24 protein-coding genes are annotated in these 24,590 nt (G+C 30.8%); 1 reads left to right on the forward strand and 23 read right to left on the reverse strand.

Translation table 11 applies throughout. The features are described 5' to 3' along the window. Positions 1–4: 4 nt before the first annotated feature. From G9F72_RS16375 to G9F72_RS16425, 11 genes are all read right to left on the reverse strand, one after another. Positions 5–1,165: a 1-deoxy-D-xylulose-5-phosphate reductoisomerase gene (locus G9F72_RS16375; protein ID WP_164955709.1), complete on the reverse strand. Its 1,161-nt coding sequence runs from the start codon at positions 1,163–1,165 to the stop codon at positions 5–7. Positions 1,166–1,638: 473 nt separating this feature from the next. After that, positions 1,639–2,445 (reverse strand): phosphatidate cytidylyltransferase, encoded by an 807-nt coding sequence (locus G9F72_RS16380; protein WP_164955710.1) that lies wholly within the window; start codon positions 2,443–2,445, stop codon positions 1,639–1,641. Between the two features lie 11 nt (positions 2,446–2,456). Next, positions 2,457–3,161: an isoprenyl transferase gene (locus tag G9F72_RS16385; protein ID WP_263487169.1), complete on the reverse strand. Its 705-nt coding sequence runs from the start codon at positions 3,159–3,161 to the stop codon at positions 2,457–2,459. Between the two features lie 144 nt (positions 3,162–3,305). Beyond that, positions 3,306–3,863 (reverse strand): ribosome recycling factor, encoded by a 558-nt coding sequence (gene frr / locus G9F72_RS16390; protein ID WP_164955711.1) that lies wholly within the window; start codon positions 3,861–3,863, stop codon positions 3,306–3,308. 21 nt (positions 3,864–3,884) lie between these two features. Then, entirely contained in the window at positions 3,885–4,607 is a 723-nt protein-coding gene (gene pyrH / locus G9F72_RS16395) for a UMP kinase (protein ID WP_164955712.1), read from the reverse strand. A gap of 71 nt (positions 4,608–4,678) precedes the next feature. Further along, entirely contained in the window at positions 4,679–5,599 is a 921-nt protein-coding gene (gene tsf / locus G9F72_RS16400; RefSeq protein WP_164955713.1) for a translation elongation factor Ts, read from the reverse strand. 136 nt (positions 5,600–5,735) lie between these two features. Beyond that, positions 5,736–6,437, reverse strand: coding sequence for a 30S ribosomal protein S2 (rpsB, locus tag G9F72_RS16405; RefSeq protein ID WP_164955714.1), 702 nt, complete (start codon positions 6,435–6,437; stop codon positions 5,736–5,738). 269 nt (positions 6,438–6,706) lie between these two features. Beyond that, positions 6,707–7,483 carry a GTP-sensing pleiotropic transcriptional regulator CodY gene (gene codY, locus G9F72_RS16410; RefSeq protein WP_164956065.1) on the reverse strand — a complete coding sequence of 259 codons (777 nt, stop codon included), beginning with the start codon at positions 7,481–7,483 and terminating at the stop codon, positions 6,707–6,709. 247 nt (positions 7,484–7,730) lie between these two features. Further along, complete coding sequence (gene topA, locus G9F72_RS16415) at positions 7,731–9,842, reverse strand: type I DNA topoisomerase (RefSeq protein ID WP_164955715.1); 2,112 nt, start codon at positions 9,840–9,842, stop codon at positions 7,731–7,733. A gap of 35 nt (positions 9,843–9,877) precedes the next feature. After that, positions 9,878–10,960, reverse strand: a complete 1,083-nt coding sequence (dprA, locus tag G9F72_RS16420) for a DNA-processing protein DprA (RefSeq protein ID WP_164955716.1) — start codon at positions 10,958–10,960, stop codon at positions 9,878–9,880. 88 nt (positions 10,961–11,048) lie between these two features. Beyond that, complete coding sequence (locus G9F72_RS16425) at positions 11,049–12,572, reverse strand: YifB family Mg chelatase-like AAA ATPase (RefSeq protein ID WP_164955717.1); 1,524 nt, start codon at positions 12,570–12,572, stop codon at positions 11,049–11,051. A gap of 235 nt (positions 12,573–12,807) precedes the next feature. Between G9F72_RS16425 and G9F72_RS16430 the strand changes: the two genes are divergently transcribed. Further along, a complete protein-coding gene (locus tag G9F72_RS16430) occupies positions 12,808–13,176 on the forward strand; it encodes a YraN family protein (RefSeq protein WP_164955718.1) in 369 nt (122 codons plus the stop codon). 69 nt (positions 13,177–13,245) lie between these two features. Here G9F72_RS16430 and G9F72_RS16435 read toward each other — a convergent pair whose 3' ends face one another. The 12 genes from G9F72_RS16435 to G9F72_RS16490 form a co-directional block, all read right to left on the reverse strand. Continuing rightward, positions 13,246–14,052, reverse strand: coding sequence for a ribonuclease HII (locus tag G9F72_RS16435; protein ID WP_411955962.1), 807 nt, complete (start codon positions 14,050–14,052; stop codon positions 13,246–13,248). Positions 14,053–14,253: 201 nt separating this feature from the next. Further along, positions 14,254–15,099: a ribosome biogenesis GTPase YlqF gene (gene ylqF / locus G9F72_RS16440; RefSeq protein ID WP_164956066.1), complete on the reverse strand. Its 846-nt coding sequence runs from the start codon at positions 15,097–15,099 to the stop codon at positions 14,254–14,256. Positions 15,100–15,209: 110 nt separating this feature from the next. After that, on the reverse strand, positions 15,210–15,557 hold the full coding sequence (gene rplS / locus G9F72_RS16445; RefSeq protein WP_164956067.1) for a 50S ribosomal protein L19: 348 nt from the start codon (positions 15,555–15,557) through the stop codon (positions 15,210–15,212). Between the two features lie 180 nt (positions 15,558–15,737). Further along, entirely contained in the window at positions 15,738–16,463 is a 726-nt protein-coding gene (gene trmD, locus G9F72_RS16450; RefSeq protein WP_164955720.1) for a tRNA (guanosine(37)-N1)-methyltransferase TrmD, read from the reverse strand. After that, a complete protein-coding gene (gene rimM / locus G9F72_RS16455) occupies positions 16,460–16,951 on the reverse strand; it encodes a ribosome maturation factor RimM (protein ID WP_164955721.1) in 492 nt (163 codons plus the stop codon). The genes trmD and rimM overlap by 4 nt, the downstream gene beginning before the upstream one ends. A 121-nt stretch (positions 16,952–17,072) precedes the next feature. Continuing rightward, the gene (locus G9F72_RS16460; RefSeq protein WP_124999039.1) at positions 17,073–17,300 is read right to left on the reverse strand and encodes a KH domain-containing protein; all 228 of its coding nucleotides are present in this window, start codon (positions 17,298–17,300) and stop codon (positions 17,073–17,075) included. A 34-nt stretch (positions 17,301–17,334) separates the two neighbouring features. Beyond that, positions 17,335–17,577, reverse strand: coding sequence for a 30S ribosomal protein S16 (gene rpsP, locus G9F72_RS16465; RefSeq protein WP_164955722.1), 243 nt, complete (start codon positions 17,575–17,577; stop codon positions 17,335–17,337). Between the two features lie 40 nt (positions 17,578–17,617). After that, complete coding sequence (ffh, locus tag G9F72_RS16470) at positions 17,618–18,967, reverse strand: signal recognition particle protein (protein WP_164955723.1); 1,350 nt, start codon at positions 18,965–18,967, stop codon at positions 17,618–17,620. 10 nt (positions 18,968–18,977) lie between these two features. Further along, positions 18,978–19,325, reverse strand: coding sequence for a putative DNA-binding protein (locus tag G9F72_RS16475; RefSeq protein ID WP_164955724.1), 348 nt, complete (start codon positions 19,323–19,325; stop codon positions 18,978–18,980). 88 nt (positions 19,326–19,413) lie between these two features. Next, positions 19,414–20,325 carry a signal recognition particle-docking protein FtsY gene (ftsY, locus tag G9F72_RS16480; protein WP_164955725.1) on the reverse strand — a complete coding sequence of 304 codons (912 nt, stop codon included), beginning with the start codon at positions 20,323–20,325 and terminating at the stop codon, positions 19,414–19,416. A gap of 45 nt (positions 20,326–20,370) precedes the next feature. Beyond that, positions 20,371–23,925, reverse strand: coding sequence for a chromosome segregation protein SMC (smc, locus tag G9F72_RS16485; protein ID WP_164955726.1), 3,555 nt, complete (start codon positions 23,923–23,925; stop codon positions 20,371–20,373). A gap of 344 nt (positions 23,926–24,269) precedes the next feature. Beyond that, complete coding sequence (locus G9F72_RS16490; protein WP_164955727.1) at positions 24,270–24,530, reverse strand: stage V sporulation protein S; 261 nt, start codon at positions 24,528–24,530, stop codon at positions 24,270–24,272. Positions 24,531–24,590: the final 60 nt, after the last annotated feature.

Genomic DNA, 24,590 nt, shown 5'->3' on the forward strand with positions numbered 1-24,590 from the left:
CTTCCTACTCTTTATCATAATTATTTCTTACATATTCCCTTACCCTTAAGTCAATTTCTAAAATCTCTTCTAAACTAGGACTCCTGTGGTACTCAAATTTATTCATACATTTTTCTATAATATATTCAATTTGCAGATACTTTATTTTATAATCTAAAAATAATTCAACAGCTACTTCATTTGCAGCATTCATTATAGCAGGCATATTACCGCCCATTTTCCCTGCACTGTAAGCCAATTTAAGGCATTTAAAAGTATCCATATTCGGCTTTTCAAAAGTTAAATTACCCATATTGTAAAAATCTAATTTATCTATAACTGCCTCATTTCTTTTTGGATAATTAATAGCATATTGAATAGGTAGCCTCATGTCAGTAGCACTTAGCTGTGCTATTACACTTCCATCTATGTATTCGACCATAGAATGTATTATACTTTGAGGATGAACTACCACTTGTATATCTTCATAATCTACACCAAATAACCAGTGTGCCTCTATAACCTCTAGCCCCTTATTCATAAGTGTTGAGGAATCAATAGATATTTTTTTTCCCATATTCCATTTAGGGTGTTTTAACGCCTCTTCCGGTTTTATTTCAATTAATTGCTGTTTGTTTTTACCTCTAAATGGTCCACCTGAAGCAGTTAATATTATTTTATTAACATCTTTTAAGTTATTACCTTGAAGACATTGAAAAATCGCACCATGTTCTGAATCAACTGGTAAAATATTTACATGGTTTTTTTTTGCAGCCTCCATTACAAGGCTGCCTGCTGCCACTAGTGTTTCTTTATTAGCTAAAGCAATATCTTTCCCAGCATGTATAGCTTTTATAGTAGGGACTAGTCCTATCATACCTACAACTGAAGTTACTACAAGATTAACTTCCTCTAGTGTACTTATATAGTTTAAACCTTCAAGTCCCTGCAAAATTTTTGTTGAATAGTTTTTCTCCCTGCAGTATTTTTCAAGTTTTAATGAAGCTTCCCTGTCCATCATGGCAACATATTTAGGTTTAAATTCCTCTATGATGGGTATAATTTTTTCACAATTTGTATTAGCTGATATCCCTACAATATCAAAATTTTGAATATCCTTTCGAATAACATCTAACGTTTGAGTTCCTATGGATCCCGTAACGCCTAAAATAGTAACCTTCTTCATGTAAATCTCTCCATTCGTGTATTACTATAATTAAATCTTCAATTGTGCAGCTATTTGTATTCTTCGAAGCTACAATATTTTTGTTATTTTTTTACAGTTAGTATAAATCTATTTAAAAATAGAGCAAATAAGTCCAAATTTTTCTCCCTTCTATATTGAATATTAACAATTTACGCAAGAGATACACTTGGAGTTTATTGTTCAACAAATTTTCATATTTTCATTAGTTAGTAATTCTTCTATAGCATTTAATATAACATATTTATCTACTAAAATAAAGTAAGTAGCACTATTCCCTATTATACAGAATATTATTTCATTTATAGTATAATTACACAATAAATGAAATAATATTACAATGAAATATAAAATCATATATTACAGCCAATGCCAATTCAACAATTGAGTTAACAATAGCTAGAAATTGCTTTTTGCATTTTGCTCAATATATGATTTTTTAGTGTTATATGAATTTATATTCCTAATACAAATGTAATATAATAAAATGCTACCACTGACACAAATAGAATACTATCAAACCGATCCAAAATTCCACCATGTCCCGGAATAAGGCTACTATAATCTTTAGCTCCTACAAATCTTTTTATAGATGAAGCAATTAAATCTCCAAATTGTCCAAAAACACCACAAGCAGCACCAATTATAGCGTAATGATATAATTCTATAGGAACACCATATTTTGAAATAACAAAACCATAAATCGTGCATCCTATAGTACTTCCAAGGAGACCTCCAATTGAGCCCTCAATTGTTTTATTAGGGCTAACTTTAGGACATAGCTTATGTTTGCCACCTTTTCCTAAAAACCTTCCAGAATAATAAGCTGAGGTATCACAAACCCATGAACAAATAAATATAATCCATACTAAATATCCACCATAGGGTTTAGTATTCGTAAAAACTATAAAGCTAAAAAATACTGCCACATACAAAAATCCAAATATAGTAAGGGCCACATCTATAAAATTATAGTTTGTATAAATTACAGGAATACAAAGTAACAAGAAAATTGTTGCTATCAAAGTGTATATATTAAAACTACTTGAAAAATCATTGCCCATATTTAAGTAATATACTATACACAAAATATATCCTATAAATCCCATTGGCTTATAGTGTTTTTTCCTAGAAACTTTATAGAACTCATACATACCCAAAAGTGAAAGTACCATTACAAGATATTTTAGGTAATCCCCCCCTAAAAATAAAAATATTACTAATGGTGCTAGAATAAGTGCTCCAATATATCTATTATTCATAATTTTCTCCCTTATTTAACCTTTCCAAATCTTCTGTCTCTTTTCTGATAATCTCCTATTGCAAGTGTTAGCTGCTTCTCATTAAAATCTGGCCAATTAATATCCGAGAACCAAAATTCTGAATATGCGCTTTGCCATAGCAAAAAGTTGCTTAATCGTAGCTCTCCACTGGGTCTTATTATAAGGTCCGGATCTGGCATTTCCCTGGTATACATATATTTTGAAAATAGCTCTTCAGTTATTTCATCTTTTGATATTTTTTTACTAATTAAATCTCTTGAAATTTCTTTTACAGCATCTACTATTTCATTTCTTCCGCCGTAATTTAAAGCTAAATTTAAAATTAAGCCCTTATTATTCTTTGTTTTTTCATAGGCATTATCGAGTTCTACTCTACATATCCTTGGTAACTTTGATATGTTACCAATAGAATTAATAACAACATTATTGGCGTTTAATTCCTCAACCTCATTTTTTAAATATTCTACTAATAATTTCATTAGTGAATCTATTTCTTGCATTGGCCTATTCCAATTTTCAGTGGAAAATGCGTACAATGTTAGGTATTTAACCCCTAAGTTGTTACATTCTTTTACGATTTTCCTTATTGCTTCTACGCCAGCCTTATGTCCAAGCGCTCTAGGCAGCTTATGCTGTTTGGCCCATCTACCATTTCCATCCATAATAATTGCAATATGCGCAGGTATCCTCGTCATATCTAACTCAACATTATTACTTGCATTTTTAGTTTTCCTAAAAAAAGCGAATAATTTTTTCAATAAAATTCTCTCCTTTTTACTAGTTATAGTATAATTTTAAATAGAACCTGCATAACTGCAGGTTCTATTTAAAATTATATACTAAACTACCATTATTTCTTTTTCTTTAGTGTCTATCATTTTATCTACTTCTTTAATGAATTTGTCTGTTTCCTTTTGGATGATATCTTCTGATTTTTTCACTTCATCTTCAGTAACTTCATTGTTTTTTTTCAAAGTCTTTATTTTATCATTAGCATCTCGCCTAATAGATCTTATTGCTATTTTAGCATCTTCGCCTGTTTTCTTAACAGTTTTAAGCAGAGTTTTTCTTGTTTCCTGCGTAAGTTCAGAAATAATCAATCTAATTGATGTACCATCATTTGATGGGTTTAATCCTAAATCAGATTTCAATATAGCTTTTTCTATATCTTTCATAGATGATTTGTCCCAAGGCTGAATTAGTAGTACTCTAGGTTCTGGCGCAGAAATATTTGCTAGTTGACTGAGTGGCATAAGACTTCCATAACATTCAACATGAACCCTATCTAACATTTTAGGATTTGCTCTTCCCGCTTTCATACCTTCAAACTCATGTTTTAAAACAGCAATAGTTTTATTCATTTTTTCATCAGCAATACTAATAATTTCTTTAATCATAGAATTCCCTCCATATTATTGTTATTCTTTAATAGAAGCAGTTACTAAAGTACCTATTTTTTCTCCTAAAACTGCTTTTTTTATATTCTCTGGTTTATCAAGCCCAAAAACTAATATAGGTATATTGTTATCCATACATAATGATGTAGCAGTAGAATCCATAACTTGAAGTCCTTTTTCAAGCACGTTTATATAACTTAGCTCATCAAACTTCACTGCGTCATTATATATATGTGGATCCTTATCGTAAACTCCATCAACTTTTTTAGCAAGGAGTATTACTTCAGCTTCTATTTCTGCCGCCCTGAGCGCTGCTGTTGTATCAGTTGAAAAATATGGATTACCTGTACCAGCTGCGAAGATAACAACCCTGCCTTTTTCCAAATGTCTCATTGCTCTTCTTCTTATAAATGGCTCAGCTACTTCCTTCATTTCAATGGCAGTTTGTACTCTAGTTTTCACACCTAGATTTTCTAGTGAATCTTGAAGTGCTAATGCATTGATGCAAGTTGCCATCATTCCCATATAATCTGCAGTAGTCCTGTCCATGCCTTCACCACTTCTACCACGCCATATATTTCCACCACCGACAACTATTCCTATTTCTACACCGAGCTTTACCAATTCTTTTATTTGAAGTGCTATTTCATTTGTAGTATCAAAGTCTATTCCAAATCCTTTTTCACCAGCTAGTGCTTCTCCGGAAATTTTTAACATAATTCTTTTATACTTAGCAATCTCCATAAACATTATACCTCCAAATTTAAAGTATTACTTATTTTAAAAAAGAGAACACTCAGTGTTCCCTTTAATTATTATTTACCTTCTACTTGTCTTCGAACTTCTTCAGCAAAGTCCTCTACCTTCTTTTCTATACCTTCGCCTCTTTCGAATCTTACAAATCTTGTTATCTTTATTTCAGCACCAAGTTTTGTAGATTCTTCTTGAAGATATTTTGTAATACTATAGTCAGCATTTTTAACCCAAACTTGTTCAAGCAAACAAACTTCTTTATAATATTTATTTACTCTACCCATTACCATTTTTTCAACGATTTTTTCTGGTTTTCCTTCATTTAAAGCTTGAACTCTGTATATTTCTTTTTCTTTTTCTAAAGTTTCATGATCAACGCATGTATTATCTAAGAACAGTGGACTAGCAGCTGCAATTTGCATTGCAACATCTTTAGCAATCTGAATTAGAACATCATCTTGTTTATCACAAGCAAGTTCTACTAAAACGCCTATTCTTCCACCACCGTGAACATAGCTTTGAACTACACCATTTTCAATTGCAAACTTTTGAAATCTTCTTACAGACATGTTCTCGCCCAATTTAGCTATTAGTGCTGTAACAGCCTCATTAATAGTAATGGCTTCATTAGCTATGTATTTTTCAGCAATGAATTCATCAATAGTAGTTGAAGTAGTTTGTGCTCCTTGGATTGCTACATTTTTAGCTAGTGTAACAAAGTCTTCATTATCAGCAACGAAGTCTGTTTCACAGTTAACTTCTACAACAGCTCCAACCTTCATATCTTCTGAAATATATGTGCATACTAAACCTTCTGCCGCTATTCTTCCAGCTTTTTTAGCAGCAGCAGCTAATCCTTTTTCTCTTAAAAGTTCAATGGCTTTATCCATATCACCCTCTGTTTCACTTAGAGCTCTTTTACAATCCATCATTCCAGCCCCAGTTCTTTCTCTTAACTCTTTAACCATGCTTGCAGTAATCATTATTTTTTCCTCCTATTCCTATCTAACTTAAAAGGTAAATGAAAGAATTAACTTCCACCTACCCCTCAACTTTTATTCCATAATTATGTTTTAGATAAATATAGTTACTATTCCTATTAAATAAATATAGTTACTATTATTCAGCTAATTGTTCGCCTTGTCTTCCTTCTATAATTGCATCAGCTAATCTTTCAGTTATTAATTTAACTGCTCTTATAGCATCATCATTACCTGGAATTACATAATCAACTTCATCTGGATCACAGTTAGTGTCAACTATAGCAACTACAGGAATTCCAAGAATTTTAGCTTCAGAAATTGCATTTTTTTCTTTTCTTGGGTCTACTATAAATAGAGCTCCAATTTTGTTTGCATCCATGCTTCTGATTCCGCCTAAATTCTTTTCTAGTTTTTCTCTTTCATTTAAAAGTTTACTAACTTCTTTTTTAGGAAGAACTTCGAAAATCCCATCTTCTTCCATTTTATATAATTCTTCTAATCTTTGTATTCTTGTTTTAATTGTTTTGAAGTTTGTTAACATTCCGCCTAACCATCTATTGTTTACAAAATGCATTCCTGATCTTATTGCTTCAAATTTAATAGCTTCTTGAGCTTGTTTTTTTGTTCCTACGAATAGAACATCCTTACCTTCTTCAGATACAGATTTAATAAAGTCATATGCCTCATCGATTTTTCTAACTGTTTTTTGTAAATCGATAATGTATATTCCGTTTCTTTCTGTAAATATGTACGGAGCCATCTTAGGGTTCCACCTTCTAGTTTGATGTCCAAAATGAACACCCGCTTCTAATAATTGTTTCATTGATATAACTGCCATTAATAGTAACCTCCTTGGTTTTTACCTCCATTACCATCATCTTATTGAAGACCAAATATTGGCACCCTTCCATAATTAAGCAATGTGTGTATTTTCTCACTAACTTATTGTATCACATGGTAAATATGTATTCAATGAAAATTTTTAATAAAGTTGAAAACTTTTAATGGGATTAAAAAAATAATGCATTATTAATATCTTCATTTATTACATATTTATACTTTAAGAGCTAAAAAAAACGAGTCAGAGCTTCATTGCCCTGACTCAGTTTATTTTATTTTTTTAAGTTCATCCATTAGTTTCTCATTTAAAATCTTAATATGAGTACCTTTCATTCCAAGTGATCTTGATTCTATTACTCCTGCACTTTCGAATTTTCTAAGTGCATTAACTATAACAGATCTTGTTATTCCTACTTTGTCTGCTATTCTAGATGCTACTAGTAATCCTTCGCTACCATCTAATTCATTAAAAATATGTTGTACAGCTTCAAGTTCAGAATAGGATAAGGTTCCAATAGCAAGTTGTACTACAGCTTTCTTTCTTGCTTCTTCTTCTATCAAATCATTTTTAGATCTCAAAATTTCGAGACCAACTATAGTAGCACTATACTCAACTAAAACTAAATCATCATCTGTAAAGTCTTTATCAAATCTTGCAAGTAAAAGAGTACCTAATCTTTCTCTGTTTCCGTTTATTGGTACAATAGTGGTTATTTTATTTTCTATTGTACATTCCTTACTATCTGCGAATACACAGTTGTCTTTATTAGTAAGATTGGCCTTTGTTTCATTGATATTAAGCAAACTACCATTGTAATCTTCTGGAAACCTCATATTTTTTATAATGTCGTCTTTCATAATATCACATTCGTATCCGCTTGATAAATCATAACCCAGTATTTTACCTCTTCTGCTAATAATGTACACACTACACTGTAATACATCGCTTAGCAAATTACAAATATCATCAAAAACTACAGGCTCTGTTCCTGATTTTTGCAATATTTTGTTTAACATTCTTGTTTTAGCTAATAATGACACAATATTCCTCCTCGTTTATGTTATAAACACAATCTATATTATTTAACCCAACTCATAAAGCAACTTTTTTCAAGAACTACTTCTGAATAGATAAAATTCAAAATATTTAAAATATTAAAAATTTTTAGAATCGTTCGGCCTCTATTTAATAATATCACAGTATTCATGCTATATCAACAGTGTTTTCATAAATTTCGACATAATATTTATGAAGTTTTAGTGAATTGGTTAAATAATAATAATAATAATTTTACTTTTTTTCAGTATTTCCTTCAGTATTTTCCTCTACTTTGTATTCCTTATGCTTACATTCTTTATTAGAACATTCCATATATTCGCCTTTAGTTTTACTATACCTTTTTAACATGTATTCACTACACTCAGAGCATTTTATGTCAGTGGGCTCAAACCAACTTACAAAATCACACTCTGGATAATTGCTACATCCGTAAAACTTAGTGCCCTTCTTACTTCTTCGTTCTAAAATCTTCCCTCCACATTTAGGACAAGGAACTTCTAATTCTTTAGTAATTGCTTTTGTATTTTTACATTCTGGATATCCAGGACATGCCAAGAAATCACCAAATCTCCCATGTTTTATTACCATGAACTTACCGCATTTATCGCATTCTACCTCTGTAACTTCATCTTCAATGGTAATTTTAGCTATCTCTTTTTCAGCAATTTCAATATCCTTTTTCAGTGGTGTAAAAAACTCATTAACTACATTTTCCCATTTTTCTTGTCCTTCTTCTATAATATCTAAATTATTTTCCATTTGTGCTGTAAATTCAATATCTACAATCTGTTTAAAGTATTCACTTACAATGTTATTTACTATATTTCCAAGTTCCGTTACTTCTAATGTTTTTTTGTCTTTTTCTACATATTTTCTACCAAGAAGCGTTGAAATAATTGGCGCATAAGTACTGGGTCTTCCTATTCCATTCTCTTCTAATGTTTTTACTAGGGATGCCTCAGAATACCTTGCAGGCGGCTGCGTAAAATGTTGTTTCCCTTCAGTTTTTTCACTGATTAAAATATCATCTTCATTTAATTCTGGAAGTTTTAAAGTATTTTCCTCTTCGTCCAGCTCTTCATTATATATTTTTCTAAATCCGTCGAAGGCCACTTTAGACCCCGATGCCTTAAGCATATAATCCCCATTGACAATATCTATAGAAATAGTATCAAGCACGCAGGATTCCATTTGACTTGCCACATACCTATTCCAAATCAAGGTATATAATTTGTATTGCGGATCTTTAAGGTTTTTCTTTGCTATTTCTGGTGTTATTTCAACATAAGAAGGCCTAACAGCTTCATGCGCATCTTGTATATTCTTTTTGCTTTTAAATATTCTAGGAGTGTTAGGACTATATTGTTCCCCATATTTATTATTAATAAACTCTTTTGTATTTTTTTGAGCTTCTTCAGATATTCTAGTAGAATCAGTTCTCATATATGTAATTAAGCCTACTGTTCCATACCCCTCTACCTCTATGCCTTCATATAATTGCTGTGCTATAGACATAGTTTTTTTAGTGGGAAAATTAAGTTTTCTATACGCATCTTGCTGAAGCGTACTTGTTGTAAATGGTGGTAGCGGATTTTTATTTTTGGATAATCTCTTTATTTTACCTACAACAAACTCTTTTTCATTAAGTGAATTAATAATAATATCACTTTCTTCTTTAGAATTTATCTCGATTTTCTCCCCACCCTTAGAAGCTAACTTAACATTTAATTTCTGCTTATCTCCTTCTTTAAATAACAGGCATTCTATACTCCAGTACTCTTTAGTGATGAAATTTTCTATTTCCTTTTGTCTATCGCAGATTATTTTAAGCGTAACTGATTGCACACGTCCAGCACTAAGTCCCCATTTAACTTTTCTCCAAAGTATAGGACTAATTTCATATCCAACTAATCTATCAAGTATACGCCTTGCTTGTTGGGCATCCACAAGTGTTTCATTTATTACTCTTGGAGATTTTATGGCATTTTTAACAGCTGTTTTTGTTATCTCATTAAATTCTATTCTACACTTGTCTTTTTCATCTATTTTCAAGGCTTTTGCTAAATGCCAAGCTATAGCTTCACCTTCTCTATCAGGGTCAGTCGCTAAGTAAATTTTGTCGCTTTTTTTTGCTTCTTTTCTTAATTTATCAAGTAGTTCACCCTTACCGCGGATAGTTATATATTTAGGTTGATAATTATTTTCTATATCAACCCCCAATTGGCTTTTTGGTAAATCTCTAACATGTCCCATGGACGCTTCAACTACATAATTACTACCTAAATATTTTTTTATAGTTTTAGCTTTTGCTGGTGACTCAACTATAACAAGTTTTTGTCCCATCTTATCCCCTCCATCAATGTATTATATCTTTTTACTTATATTTTGTTGTTTACTCTTACATAATAGTTTCCTGATAAACATAATATTTCATTTTTAATCTGCATTTCAAATAATACCTCATATAATTGTTTTATGTCAATGTTAGTTATTCTAATAATATCGTTAATATGTAGTGGACTATCATTTATAATGCGATATATCCCACTATGAATTTCATTATTAAAAGACCTTGCAGTGGTTTCCTTTTGATTTTTCATTTCTATTCCAATCAAATTAAATATATCATTTGCACAGGTCAATGGGAAGGCTCCATCCTTAATTAATTTATTTGTGCCTTTACTTTCCTCTGAAAATATAGACCCTGGGACAGCCATAACATCCTTACCTTGCTCAAGAGCCAAATTTGCTGTAATTAAGGATCCACTTTTCTCACCAGCCTCTATTACTATAATAATATCACTTAGAGCACTTATTATTCTATTCCTAAGTGGAAAATTATAGGCATAGGGCGGTGTGCCCGGTAAAAATTCTGAAATAACGCAGCCACTTTGAACTATTTTATTGAAGATTTTATAGTTTTCTTTAGGGTACACTATATCGAGGCCTGAGCCCAAAACTGCACAAGTATAGCCTTCATTACTGAGACAGCTCTCATGAGCAAAAGTATCAATTCCCTTAGCCATTCCACTAATAATATTAATATTATTTGCACATAAATCTCTGCATATAATTTTAGTAACATCCTTTCCGTAATTTGAATACTTCCTTGATCCCACTATAGAAATATTATACCCCTCATTTATAGGCATTATGTTTCCTTTATAAAATAATGAAAATGGTGCATCATCATAATTTTTTAATTTCTTTGGATATTCATCATCATGATAAGAGATAGATTTTATTTCATTAATTTCTAAGTTTCTTTTTACATTATCAATTTCACTTTTATTCCAAGCATTGTTTAAAAGGTCCATTAAATTTTTATTGAAATATTCTGTTTTTTTGTCATGTATACCATAATACCATACTTTTTCTGTATCATGGAAATCATTTATTAATTTTAGCTTAATTTTAGGGGATAATTTTACTAGTGAAAACCATATATCATAATCATTCATTATACTAATATACCTCCAACACATTAAAATTTCTATTAATTAATTTACAGCTGCGAAGCCATTGATTTTCTTCGAAGCTGCAATATGATTAAACTATTCTTTCATCTATAAATTTTCTATATTGCATTGCTTCAATAATATGTATATCTAAGATATTTTTACTGCTATCTAAATCCGCAATAGTCCTAGCTACCTTAAGAATCCTAGAGTAAGCTCTTGAACTTAGACTAAATTTATCATACATTAACTCCATAATATTACTAGCACTATTGTCCAAATGGCAGTATTTTTTAATTAGCTTTTGACTCATCTCTGCATTACAATTAATTTTATCACTCCTGAATCTTTTTTCCTGAATTTTTCTTGCTGCTTCTACTCGTTTTCTAATATTCACAGATTTTTCGCTATTCGCTACACTCGCTATTTTATTATAGGGCAGAAGATTCGCTGCTGTAAAAATATCAATGCGGTCGAGTAGTGGTCCCGAGAGTTTATGCAAATACCTTCGTCTTTCATAGTCACTACAGCTACATTGCTTTTCATAAGAGCCATAATATCCGCATGGACAGGGATTTAAAGCACTTACAAACATAAAGTTTGATGGATATTCAACTGTTCCATTATACCTTGAAATATTGATTTTTCTCTCCTCTAACGGCTGCCTTAATATTTCTATTACATTCTTTTTAAATTCTAATATCTCATCTAAAAACAGTACCCCCTTATGTGCTAAAGAGATCTCTCCAGGTATTATTTTATTTCCACCGCCTACAAAAGCAATTCGTGATATAGTATGATGTGGATTTCTAAAAGGTCTTTGCACAATAATGCCTCCATTACCGGAAAGCATGCCTGAAACACTATAAATTTTAGTAACCTCCAGCGACTCCTCCCGACTTAAGGAGGGTAATATAGTTGGAATCCTCTTAGCCATCATTGATTTTCCAGAACCTGGTGGGCCATACATAAGCAAATTATGACCACCAGCTGCTGCTACTTCAATGGCACGTTTTGAGCTCTCCTGCCCCATAACATCCTCAAAATCTAACTCTTCATTGATTAATATCTCTGTATCATTGCACTGCTTATAAGGCATCAAGTCCTTATAATTAAGAAAATCCACTACTTGATTTAAATTATCTAGTGGATATATTTTAGCCGTTTTAACAAGGCTACATTCTTTTGCATTATCAGTCGGAACAATAAACTTTTCAATATTTTTTTCTATTCCCTCCATGACAACTGGCAATGAGCCTCTTACTTTCTTAAGTCCACCAGATAGTGATAATTCCCCTATAAAAAGATAATCATTAATATCATCAACAATTATTTGTTTAGTTGCAAGCAGGATACCTATAGCTATAGGTAAATCAAATAGAGAGCCTTCTTTTTTCAAATCCGCTGGCGCTAAATTTATAGTTATTCTATGAACTGGAAAATCAAACCCTGAATTTAATATTGCAGAGCGTACTCTTTCTTTTGATTCTTTAACTGAAATATCTGCTAGACCAACAATATTTAGTGCGGGTAGTCCTCTTGTTATATCAATTTCAACGGTAACTATAACTCCTTTAATTCCTGTAAATGCAGCAGACATAATTTGTATCGCCATATTATCACCCTTACCCTTATTATTTCTCATTACATAATTATTGACAAAATAGCATTCAGTAAACTTAATATTAAATTAAATTTACATTTACTTTTAAATTTATGTACATAATTATTAGTACGTAAGTTAAAAAAATATATTTTACTGATTATTAACATTTTGTTGATTTTTATTTTTTTTTAATTTAATATTAAATCCATACAAATTATCGAACTTATGGAAGGATGGTTTATTCATGAAGACTTTCAATAAAGATATTGGAACACTTGGAGAAGATATATCAGAAAATTATTTAAAAAATTTAGGATATAGTATTTTAGAAAAAAATTTCAGATGTAAATGTGGTGAAATCGACCTGATAGCAACAAATAATGGTTACATTTGTTTTATAGAAGTGAAAACTAGATATACAGCGAATTTTGGAATACCCTCCGAATCAGTCATATTTTCAAAGCAGTATAAAATTCATAAAACAGCCCAAGTATATATTTTAAGAAAAAATATTATAGACTCAAATTTTAGATTTGATGTTATAGAAGTCCTACTGAGCCATGATAATAATGATTTTTTAGTTAATCATATCCAAGATGCTTTTCAATTATGATTTTAGGAAAAATAACAAAAAAAAACAAATGCACTTTTATAATTTTAAAGTGCATTTGTAAATTTTTTGTTAATTATTATTATTATTATTATTATTTTCTAGAATATTTCTTAAAAAACTTTCTCTATGTATTGGAGTAGTTCCATATTTTTTTATAGCAAGCACATGCTCCTGCGTTCCGTACCCAACATTTCTATCAAACCCATAATTTGGGTATAAATCATGATACTTAAACATCAGTTCATCTCTATATACTTTTGCAATTATAGAAGCACAAGCTATACTTATACTTTTAGTATCTCCTTTTATTACAAACTCATTTAAATTCGAGAAGTTTTTTATTTTGTAGCCGTCAGATAAAACTAAATCTGGCACAATAGAAATCTCATCACAACTGTCTAAAAATACTTGATTATTGCAAAAGCCAATACCCTTTTCATCAATAAGGTTATTGTCAATAGCAATAATTTTATAGGCTAGGGCTTTTTCTTTAATAATATAAGATAGTTCTTTCCTTACAGCTATTGACAATTTTTTAGAATCGTTTGCTCTTAGGATTAAATCTTTCTCCTCATTCGCTTCTAAATCTAATATTACAGCCGCTGCTACTATGGGGCCCGCTAGAGGACCTCGCCCTACTTCATCAACTCCAGCAATGTATTTATAGTTACCAAAGCTTCTATCAAATTCGTACATTTTTTTAACTCTCTGAAATTCCTTTTCTTTTAACTCAGTGCTTTTATACATTTTATTCCCTAATTTTTGAACAGTCTTCCTATGATCTTGCACGAGCATTTCAATTATACTTGCCCTATTAATATATTTGATATCGTTTTCAATTTTTAACACATAACTAGATATTTCACTATAGCTCATGTTTGAAAAATCAATATTAAACTCCATAGCATTTTCTCCTTAATACTTTATAAATTGTCTTGATTAATTTTGTAAAAAAAGACAACCTTCCGTTATTCCCTTAGTAGATAGCAATTGTTTATTGTAATCTACTTTTAAACAGAAAGTTGTGTATTTAATAAATTTAAAATTAAATATGATTATCCTTTATAATATTTAAACTTATTCTACTCTTTCTAAAGATATCGGTCCTAATTTTCCACCTCTAAATTCATCTAAAAGCATAACTGCCACTCTATTATAGTCAATATTACCCCTAGATATTACAGATCCCCTTTTTTTAGCTATATTATCTAGATTGTCTATAGGATTCTCCATAATTTCTGTAAGTTTATATCTTTCCATTAATCGCTCAGCATTATTAGTTTGAAGTCTTTCTACTAATCTGAGTGCTAATTCCTCTATATCTATGACTTCATCTTTTACCGCACCTGTAAATGCCAAATTAAGTCCAACTGTCTCGTCTTCAAATCTAGGCCATAATACACCTGGAGTATCCATTAGCTCTATTCCTAAGCTAGTTTTTACCCATTGCTTGCTTTTAGTAACTCCTGGTCTATCTCCCGTTTTAGTAATGTTATTTTTCCCTAGTTTGTTTATAAAAGAAGATTTACCAACATTAGGTATACCAACTACCATAACTCTAGTAACAATATTCACTAACCCTTTTTTCCTTTGTCTATCATGCTTTTCTTTCAATAATTCATCAAGAGTAATCTTTATCATTTTTAGCCCTTGACCAGTAATACAATTCACAGCCAGTGGCTTTACATTATCAGTTGTTAGTTTTTCTATCCATTGTTTAGTCACTTTATCTTCAGCTAAATCACATTTGTTTAATAAAATTACTCTAGGCTTATCTTTGCAAATCTCATCGATTTGTGGGTTGGCACTTGATTTAACTATTCTTGCATCTCTAATTTCTATTACAGCGTCAACAAGTTTTAAACTCTCTTGAATTTGTCTCCTCGTTTTCGCCATATGCCCTGGAAACCAATTTATGGTCATGCTCATATTATCGAATCCTTTCCGTACTATTTAATGGATAAAGCCTTATATAGGCTTTTCCTTCTTAAAGCAACCTAAAAATAAAAAGGGACTTTACAGCCCCCCCAATTTTATCTCATTCTTTCTTTAACTTTTGCAGCCTTACCAACTCTATCTCTTAAGTAGAATAGTTTAGCTCTTCTAACTTTACCTAATCTTACGATTTCAATTTTCTCAATAACTGGAGCGTTTACTGGGAATGTTTTTTCAACACCAACACCAGATGCTACTCTTCTTACTGTGAAAGTTTCTCTTAAACCGCCGTTTTGTCTCTTAAGAACGGTTCCTTCGAATACTTGAACTCTTTCTTTGTTACCTTCACTGATTTTGATGTGAACCTTAACAGTATCACCTACACTAAAGTTTGGTAAGTCTGTTCTAATTTGTTCTGCTTCTATTGCTCTTATAATTTCTAACATGTGCATTCCCTCCTTAAAGTTTTATTGTGACGTTCATGCCCTTATAATATGACAGAGGACCGCCCGTACTAGCACAAGGTACATTCTATCATATATATATATATATATCAACATAAAAATATCTTTTATGCACATATATAAGGTATTTTTTTTATTTGATTTTAAATAAATCACTGTTGTTTATACTATTTTTTCGGCTTCCTTGCACAATAGTTTTTTATCTTCCTTAGTGAGTTTAAGTTTTTGGAACATATCCGGTCTTTTTTCTTTAGTTATTAAAAGAGATTGCAATCTTCTCCACTTTCGTACATTTTCATGATGTCCCGAGGTCAATACCTCTGGAACCACACTACCCTCAAAACATTCCGGTCTTGTATATTGAGGATACTCTAATACTCCATCATAAAAAGATTCTTCTGTGTAGCTCTCCGCGGAAGATAGTACCCCTGGGATTAACCTACAAATACTGTCCACTATAGGAATACATGCCATCTCTCCACCGGTCAAAACATAATCACCCAGCGAAAGCTCCATATCTATATAATCATAGGTTCTCTCATCAATACCTTCATAATGACCACATATAAATATTAATTCACTTTCCGTACAGAGTTGCTTTGCAATTTCTTGAGTAAAAGTATTCCCTCTTGGTCCCAAAAATATTACCTTTCCGCCATTATGCAATTTAACATCCTTTATACAATCAACTAGTGGCTGAGCTAGCATTACCATTCCCGCTCCACCACCATAAGGATAGTCATCTACTTTTTTATGCTTATTTAAGGCATAATCCCGAATATTATGAGGTGAAATATCCAGTATATTTTTTTCTATAGCTCTTCCAATCATACTGTGATTAAAAATTTCAAACATTTCAGGAAATAGAGTTAATATATCTATTTTCATTCTAGCCAATCATTCACTGGTTTAATTATTATTTCACGCTTTTCAATATCTATACTAACCACAATATCCTTAAGTACTGGAATAAGCACTTCTTTTTTCCCCTTAACCCAATATACATCATTACCTGGTGTATGAAGAACATCAAATACTTTTCCGAGTTCTTCCCCAGCATCGTCGAAAACACTGCAATCTATCAAATCAGCTACATAATAGCTACCCTCTGGCAATTTAATAGCATTTTCACGACTAACCATCAAATACTTGTTTCTATATAGTTCTGCCTGTTCTATGGTATCTATGCCTTCAATTTTTAGTATTGCTTTATCTGCTTGAAGTTTACAACCTTCAATTTTTCTGATTTCCCCATCAATATACACACTTTTTAATTCTTTAAATCTTTCAAGTGAATCAGTTAATGAAAAAACTTTAACTTCACCCTTTAACCCATGTGTTTTACCAATCTGACCTACACTCATAAAATCTTTCATTTAAAACCCTCCTTTCAATCTTGCTTATATGCATAACTATAATTTAAAAATCATTTTTAAATGCTCTTGTAGATAAACCCCCGATATTTAATTAAAATAAGAGTTAGGCTGAACCTAACTCTTACTTTATTTCAACAACTACTTTTTTGTTTTCTTTAACAGCAGCTGCCTTTACAACAGTTCTAATAGCTTTAGCTATTCTACCCTGTTTCCCTATAACTTTTCCCATATCCTCATGGGCAACAGATAATTCAAGGACTACCGTATGCTCATGCGCTACTTCGTTTACTACTACCATTTCGGGTTTATCAACTAAAGACTTTGCCAATACTTCAAGTAACTGTTTCATGGAAAACTCCTCCATTCATTACTTACAAACTTTTCTAGTTGACTGCTATTTTATTAAGTAATCTCTTAACTGTATCAGAAGGTTGTGCACCATTCTTAATCCAACTAGCTGCTTTTTCAACATCGATTTTAATAGTTGTTGGCTCTGTTGTTGGGTTGTAGTATCCTATTTCTTCGATAAATCTTCCATCTCTAGGTGCTCTTGAATCTGCAACTACTACTCTATAAAATGGAGCATGTTTAGCACCCATTCTTTTTAATCTTATTTTAACTGCCATGTATATCACCTCCTTAAATTTATTTATTACAATTTTTTTATTAAAAAGGCATTTTACCAAACAACCCTTTTTTACCTGGTTTTTGGAATCCCTTTGCTTGCTTCATCATTTTCTTTGCCATTTCAAAATCTTTTAAAAGTTTATTTACCTGCTGTACCAAAGTACCTGATCCATTAGCTATTCTCTTTTTTCTAGAAGAAGAGCTACTAATCATACTAGGATGTTTTCTTTCTAATGCAGTCATTGATTTTATAATAGCTTCAACCTTTCCCATATCTTTTTCGCTTTTAGAAAAGTCTACTCCCTGCAATTCCTTTTTATTAGCACCAGGCATCATTTCCATTAATTTATCTAATGGTCCCAGTTTTTTCATTTGTTGTATCATTGATAAATAGTCTTCTAGATTAAATTCTTGAGAAAGCATTCTGCTACCAAGTTCTTTTGCTTCATTTTCATCTATAGACTGCTGTGCTTTTTCAATTAATGAAAGTACATCTCCCATACCAAGTATTCTTGACGCCATCCTATCAGGATAGAATACTTCCAAATCATTCATTTTTTCACCAATACCAACAAATTTTATAGATTTGCCAGTTATAGCTTTGATAGATAGTGCTGCCCCACCTCTTGTATCTCCATCTAATTTAGTCAAAATGACTCCAGTTATATCTAGTTGTGAATTAAAGCTATCTGCAACATTAACTGCATCTTGGCCTGTCATAGAATCTACAACAAGTAGTATTTCACTTGGTCCTACACTTGATTTTATATTTTGAAGTTCTTCCATTAGATTTTCATCTATGTGAAGTCTTCCTGCTGTATCAATTATAACTACATTATTACCATTCTCCTTGGCAAAGGCTAAGGATGCTTTTGCAATATCTACAGGACTAACCTTGTCTCCCATAGTAAATACTGGAATATCAATTTGTTTTCCTACTACCTGCAATTGTTTAATTGCAGCTGGTCTATATACATCACAGGCAACCAACAATGGTTTTTTGTTTTTCTTTTTAAAAGAAAGAGCAAGTTTTCCACCCATTGTAGTTTTACCAGCACCTTGAAGACCTACGAGCATTATAATTGTTAGCCCATTTATAGAAAACTCTATTTTACTTTCTGAATTACCCATTAAACTAGTTAGCTCATCGTTAACAATTTTGATAACCTGTTGCCCAGGTGTTAAACTTTCTAACACTCCATTACCTAAACACTTTTCACTAACATTTTTCACAAAATCCTTAACTACTTTATAATTAACATCTGCTTCAAGCAATGCTAATTTTACTTCTCTCATAGCGTCTTTAATATCTTTTTCAGAAAGCTTACCCTTACCTTTTAATTTTTTTATGGTATCCTGTAACTTAGAAGATAATCCTTCAAATGCCATAATAAACCTCCTAAATATTTTCACTGATCCGGGCTTTTATATCATATATAAGTTGATTCATTTTTTCATCTTTTATATCAATTTGCAAATTATCTAATTCTGATATAATGTTTGTTAATGTTTCTTTCAGTTTGTGATCTTTATTTAATAATTTCAATTTTTCTTCATATACTAAAAGCATCTTTTCACATGTTTTAATTGTATCATGGGTAGCTTGCCTGCTAGTATTATTTATTTCTGCTATTTCTGATAGTGACAAATCATTATTAAAATACAAATCCATTATATCCTTTTGCTTTTCAGTAAGCAATTCACCATAAAAATCAAATAATAGGGAAATTTCAAATCTTTTTTCCATTTAATCACCCTGCTCACAAATCATATAATATCAGAATTTGAATACTGTGTCAAGTAGTTTTACTTAACAGCGCAATATTTTTAGAAAATTAAAATAGTGCCTCTACAAAATCTCTTGAATTAAACTCTTGTAAATCATCTATACCTTCACCAACTCCTATATATTTTACAGGAATATTTAGTTGTTTTTTTATCGATATTACAACCCCACCTTTTGCAGTACCATCTAATTTAGTTAATATTATGCCATCTATAGGACATATTGCCATAAATTGCTTAGCTTGTTCAACACCGTTTTGCCCAGTAGTCGCATCAAGCACTAATAAAGTTTCCATATTAGCCTCAATAAACTCCCTTTTAATCACCCTATTTATTTTTGAAAGTTCATCCATAAGATTTTTTTTATTATGAAGTCTACCTGCAGTATCACAAATTAGCACATCAACCTTTCTTGCTTTGGCTGCTTGAACAGCATCAAAAACTACAGCAGCTGGATCAGAGCCCTCTTGATGCTTAATGAGTTCCACACCTGCTCTATTGCTCCAAATCTCTAACTGTTCAATTGCCGCTGCTCTAAATGTATCTGCTGCAGCAATGAGAACTTTATATTTCTCAGCTTTGAGCATTGTCGCGATTTTACCAATGGAAGTAGTTTTTCCAACTCCGTTAACACCAATTATCAAAAGGACTTTTGGTAGATTTCTAGTATTTATTGAATTTTCACTTTCACCTAATATCTCAATTAAAACTTCTTTTAAACAGGGTTTAATTTCTGTTGGATCTTTTATTTTATTTTCTTTTACCTTCTTTTTAAGTTCGTCAATGACATAAATAGAAGTCTCTACACCTATATCTGCTGTTATTAATATCTCTTCTAGTTCCTCATATAATTCATCATCAATTCTAATGGCTAAGTTTAATACTTCACTAACTTTTTCTGTTATGCTATTTCTAGTTTTAGTTAGTCCATCTTTTAGCTTATCAAAAAATCCTCGCAGCATTTTTAATCCTCCTTTTAGGCCTTATCGTTACTATCACTAATTTTTTTACTTATTAAAATCTACAGATACTATTTTCGATACTCCTTTTTCTTCCATGGTAACGCCATATAATACATCACTAGCTTCCATAGTTCCTTTTCTGTGAGTTATTATAATGAACTGAACATTATCAGAGAATTTCGTTAAGAATTCAGCATATCTAACTACGTTTGCATCGTCCAGAGCTGCCTCAATTTCATCTAAAATACAAAAAGGTGTTGGTTTCATTTTTAAAATTGCAAATAATAATGCAATTGCTGATAAAACTTTTTCTCCACCAGACATTAAACTTATGTTTTGAAGTTTTTTCCCTGGTGGTTGTACGTTAATATCAATTTTAGCTGTAAGTTCATCGCCCTCTGTAAGTATTAAATCCGCACTGCCACCCTTAAACAATTCCATGAAGGTTTCATGGAAATTTTGCCTTAGTATCTCAAAGTTTTCTGAAAATATTTCCTTCATTTTTTTAGTCATTTCACAGATTACAGTTAATAATTCATCTTTAGCTAATATTAAGTCTTGTTTTTGGACATCCATAAAAGTAAATTTCTCTTTTACTTCTTTATACTCTTCAATTGCACCTACATTAACTTTACCAAGTTTTGATATGTTTCCTTTTAATGCTAAAATTTCCTTTTTAAGCTTATCAATGTCGTCAATTTCATATTTAAATTCTAACGCTTCTGCATAGGTTAATTCAAAGTCTTCATTCAATTTCTGGTAATAATTATCCTTTTCCATTCCTACTTTTTCAAGAATTAGCTCACATTTATACAAATCTTTTTCGCTTTTTTCTAGGATTTGGGAAACATTTTCTAACTGTTCCACGTTTATTTTTATTTTATCTTTGATTTTAATCCTTTGAATTTCACTGGCTTCAAAGTTTTTTTCCATATTTTCTAATGTGGTCAGTATTTCATTGGCTTTTTCTTCACTATTTTGAATTGAATCTGCGCTTGTTTTCTTATTTATCATTGCTTCTTGTATTTCCTTGGAGCAAACAATTATTTTATTATTATATACTAAAATTTCTTCGTTTAGCCTTTTAATTTCAGAAACCTTATTGCGTATGGTTTCGTCAATTCCAGCTTTTTTTATCTTTGCATCAATAATTGATGCTTTAATATTCTCAATTTCTTGCAATTTATCTTTTAATGTAAGTCCCACATTACTTTGGTTTTGTTGTATTTCATCTTTTACACGTGCCAATTCACAAACAGATACATTCTTCTCATCTACTTCACTATTATCAATTTTTAATTTACTCTCTTCTGACAATTTTTCAGTATCTAAAGTCATTATATTATTTTTCAGTCTATTTGTTTCATCTTCTAATGTATTTATTTTAGCTTCCATTTTTGTCTTTTCAATATTCTCAAAATGAGCCTCGTCCTTTAAGTTTATATTTTCTTTTTCTAACCTTAAAATTTCAGATTTACTTTGTTTTATTTTCTCTAAATAAATAATCGATTCACTTTTTAAGGTATTTAAATCTTTAGCCAGTTCTTCTATCTCCCTTTTTCGCCCAATTATACTTGAGGTTTTTGAATATACACTCCCACCAGTTAATGATCCACCCAGATTTATCACTTCTCCTGATAATGTAACAATTTTATATCTAAAATTATTCCTTTTAGATATGTATAGGGCTGAGTCCATATCTTTACATATAATTGTTCTGCCAAGTATAAAAGAAATAACTTCACTAAACTTTTCGTCAAAGCCTACTAGCTGGTTTGCAATTCCAACATAGCCTGGACTATTTTTAGTTTCATTATCAATTGTGAGCATTTTACCTTTAATTATATTCAACGGCAAAAAGGTTGCACGTCCAAGATTATTTGATTTCAAATAACTAATTAACAGTTTTGCCACAGTTTCATCTTTAGTTATCATGTGTGATATTGAACCGCCTAAAGCAATTTCTATTGCTACTTCCAATTCTTTTTCTACTTTTATAACTTCGCCCAGTACAAAACACTCATGAATGTTACCTACCTTGCCTTCATTAATATGTTGCATTAAATTTTTTACTGATTTATTATAACCTTCATGTTTTTTTTCTAAAGTTGTCAATACATTAAAATTAGCTTCAGTTTTGTTTATTTTAAAATTATAATTTTTCATTGTTATTTCATCATTGTTTAGCATGTTTTGAAGTTTAGTAATCTCTCGCTTATTTTCCGAAAGCTGATTTTCATAATGGAATATTTTCTCTTTAAATTCTTCCATTTTACTTTGAAACATTATTTTTATATTTACATTGCTTTTTATTGAATTATTAAAGTTTTCAATATTATTTTTCAAAAGTTCTACTCTTCTTTTAGCAACCTCTATATTATTATTTAAAATTAATAATCTATTGGTAAGTAAAATAGTTTTAGAAGTATTGTTTTGCTCTTCATCCTTAAGAGATTGCGCCTGCGCACTTTCAACTGCTATATTTTCTTGAATAACTTTAATTTTCATTTCCTCAGTCTGAATTTTTTCTTCTATTTCTATTTGAGTATTTTTTATATTACTTAAAGAATTCTCCAGTCCATGTAAATTAACTTTAAAATCCGATAATTTTTCATGAATGCCATCGCTGTCCTTTGATGTTTTATCTATAAGCTTTACTAAATTTTCTATTCTTTCCTTTAAAATATTTATTTCAGAGATACTATTCTGATAAATTAATTTATTGTTATAATATAATTGCTTTTCTTCCTGATTCTTAATTTCAAATTTTTCAAGCTCACCGTTCCAGTATTCAACATCCTTCTTTAATTGGTTTTTTTCTTCTGTAATATTTATAACTTCTAACTTTAATCTAGAACATTCACCTTGAGTGTTTTTAATTTTTTCTTCCACTTTATTTATAGCATCAATAATTAGGCTAACCTCTTTGCTTTTTAACTCTTCAAAAAATTTCAGAAATTTCTTAGCCTTTTCACTCTCAATCATTAATGGTTCTAATCTTTCTTCATAAGTACTTAAAATATCTTCTATTCTAATAAGATTCTGCTGAGTGATGTCCAATCTCTTTTCTGCTTCTTCTTTTCTGCTTTTAAATTTTACAATCCCAGCAGCCTCTTCAAACAACTTTCTTCTTTCTTCAGTTTTTCCACTTAAAATAGCATCAATTTTACCTTGACCAATAATTGAGTATCCTTCTTTTCCTATGCCTGTATCCATAAAAAGCTGTTGAACATCTTTTAATCTACAAGATGTATTGTTTATTAAATATTCACTTTCTCCTGACCTATATAATCTTCTGGATATGGTCACATTAGAATAATCAATATCTAATTCGCAATCACTATTATCTAGTGTCAAAGCAACCTGCGCAAGACCAACGGGTTTCCTAAACTGTGTGCCCGCAAATATAACGTCCTCCATCTTATCTCCTCTTAGATTTCTTACACTTTGTTCTCCAAGAACCCATCTAACAGCATCAGAAATATTGCTTTTACCACTACCATTAGGTCCTACTACCGCTGTAATGCCCTTTTTAAATGTTAACTCTGTTTTATCTGCAAAGGATTTAAATCCTCGTATTTCAATAGATTTTAAAAACATGATAACACTCTCCTATTTTACCTAAATAACATGGGTAATACAAAACTTAATGTAAAAATTATAATCAATCCATAAATCATTACCTTTGTATATTTTTCTCTTTTTTTCTTTTTCATAATTCACCTCATATTTTGATTTTATGCTTTTCTTTAATATAAAAAAAGAAAAATATATATTACTACAAATTAATTAAGCGTAATATAAACTTTCTTTACTGTGCTAAATGTTAGAACTTATATATCTAATTTATAAATTAATTCTATTATATAGTTTATAGCATTTACATGAAAATATCAATTGTTAGACTAAGAATAAATTAAGAAAACCGTGCATGCACGGTTTTTTTATCTTGGTTCAACTATAAATTTTATTGCTGTTCTTTTTTCTCCATCTATTGTTATTTCTACAAAAGCAGGAATTACTACTAAGTCAATACCATTGGGTGCAACAAACCCCCTAGTAATGGCAATAGCTTTTACTGCTTGATTAACTGCTCCTGCACCTACAGCTTGTAATTCAGCAATTGAATTCCCCCTTAGTGCTGCCGCTAATGCTCCTGCTACTGATTTAGGTTGTGAATTTGCTGATACTTTTAATACTTCCATATATATTACCCCCTACTGAATTCCTTATTACAAATACTATAGAAACTATATTCTATACAA

The organism is Clostridium estertheticum, assembly GCF_011065935.2.
In the GTDB taxonomy this organism is placed as follows: domain Bacteria; phylum Bacillota; class Clostridia; order Clostridiales; family Clostridiaceae; genus Clostridium_AD; species Clostridium_AD estertheticum_A.

What these genes read in the sequence shown, in the direction of transcription:
- G9F72_RS16380 (WP_164955710.1), bottom strand. Translation starts at nt 2,445, where the DNA reads ATGAATAATAGATATATTGGAGCACTTATTCTAGCACCATTAGTAATA.
- ftsY (WP_164955725.1), bottom strand. Translation starts at nt 20,325, where the DNA reads ATGCTGCGAGGATTTTTTGATAAGCTAAAAGATGGACTAACTAAAACT.
- G9F72_RS16425 (WP_164955717.1), bottom strand. Translation starts at nt 12,572, where the DNA reads ATGGCGATACAAATTATGTCTGCTGCATTTACAGGAATTAAAGGAGTT.
- G9F72_RS16475 (WP_164955724.1), bottom strand. Translation starts at nt 19,325, where the DNA reads ATGGAAAAAAGATTTGAAATTTCCCTATTATTTGATTTTTATGGTGAA.
- G9F72_RS16490 (WP_164955727.1), bottom strand. Translation starts at nt 24,530, where the DNA reads ATGGAAGTATTAAAAGTATCAGCAAATTCACAACCTAAATCAGTAGCA.
- G9F72_RS16385 (WP_263487169.1), bottom strand. Translation starts at nt 3,161, where the DNA reads ATGACGAGGATACCTGCGCATATTGCAATTATTATGGATGGAAATGGT.
- rplS (WP_164956067.1), bottom strand. Translation starts at nt 15,557, where the DNA reads ATGTTAGAAATTATAAGAGCAATAGAAGCAGAACAAATTAGAACAGAC.
- ylqF (WP_164956066.1), bottom strand. Translation starts at nt 15,099, where the DNA reads ATGACCATAAATTGGTTTCCAGGGCATATGGCGAAAACGAGGAGACAA.
- trmD (WP_164955720.1), bottom strand. Translation starts at nt 16,463, where the DNA reads ATGAAAATAGATATATTAACTCTATTTCCTGAAATGTTTGAAATTTTT.
- rpsP (WP_164955722.1), bottom strand. Translation starts at nt 17,577, where the DNA reads ATGGCAGTTAAAATAAGATTAAAAAGAATGGGTGCTAAACATGCTCCA.
- topA (WP_164955715.1), bottom strand. Translation starts at nt 9,842, where the DNA reads ATGGGACAAAAACTTGTTATAGTTGAGTCACCAGCAAAAGCTAAAACT.
- ffh (WP_164955723.1), bottom strand. Translation starts at nt 18,967, where the DNA reads ATGGCATTTGAAGGATTATCTTCTAAGTTACAGGATACCATAAAAAAA.
- rimM (WP_164955721.1), bottom strand. Translation starts at nt 16,951, where the DNA reads ATGAAAGATTTTATGAGTGTAGGTCAGATTGGTAAAACACATGGGTTA.
- dprA (WP_164955716.1), bottom strand. Translation starts at nt 10,960, where the DNA reads ATGAATGATTATGATATATGGTTTTCACTAGTAAAATTATCCCCTAAA.
- G9F72_RS16435 (WP_411955962.1), bottom strand. Translation starts at nt 14,052, where the DNA reads ATGAGCTATAGTGAAATATCTAGTTATGTGTTAAAAATTGAAAACGAT.
- smc (WP_164955726.1), bottom strand. Translation starts at nt 23,925, where the DNA reads ATGTTTTTAAAATCTATTGAAATACGAGGATTTAAATCCTTTGCAGAT.
- frr (WP_164955711.1), bottom strand. Translation starts at nt 3,863, where the DNA reads ATGATTAAAGAAATTATTAGTATTGCTGATGAAAAAATGAATAAAACT.
- G9F72_RS16430 (WP_164955718.1), top strand. Translation starts at nt 12,808, where the DNA reads ATGAAGACTTTCAATAAAGATATTGGAACACTTGGAGAAGATATATCA.
- rpsB (WP_164955714.1), bottom strand. Translation starts at nt 6,437, where the DNA reads ATGGCAGTTATATCAATGAAACAATTATTAGAAGCGGGTGTTCATTTT.
- G9F72_RS16375 (WP_164955709.1), bottom strand. Translation starts at nt 1,165, where the DNA reads ATGAAGAAGGTTACTATTTTAGGCGTTACGGGATCCATAGGAACTCAA.
- G9F72_RS16460 (WP_124999039.1), bottom strand. Translation starts at nt 17,300, where the DNA reads ATGAAACAGTTACTTGAAGTATTGGCAAAGTCTTTAGTTGATAAACCC.
- tsf (WP_164955713.1), bottom strand. Translation starts at nt 5,599, where the DNA reads ATGATTACTGCAAGCATGGTTAAAGAGTTAAGAGAAAGAACTGGGGCT.
- pyrH (WP_164955712.1), bottom strand. Translation starts at nt 4,607, where the DNA reads ATGGAGATTGCTAAGTATAAAAGAATTATGTTAAAAATTTCCGGAGAA.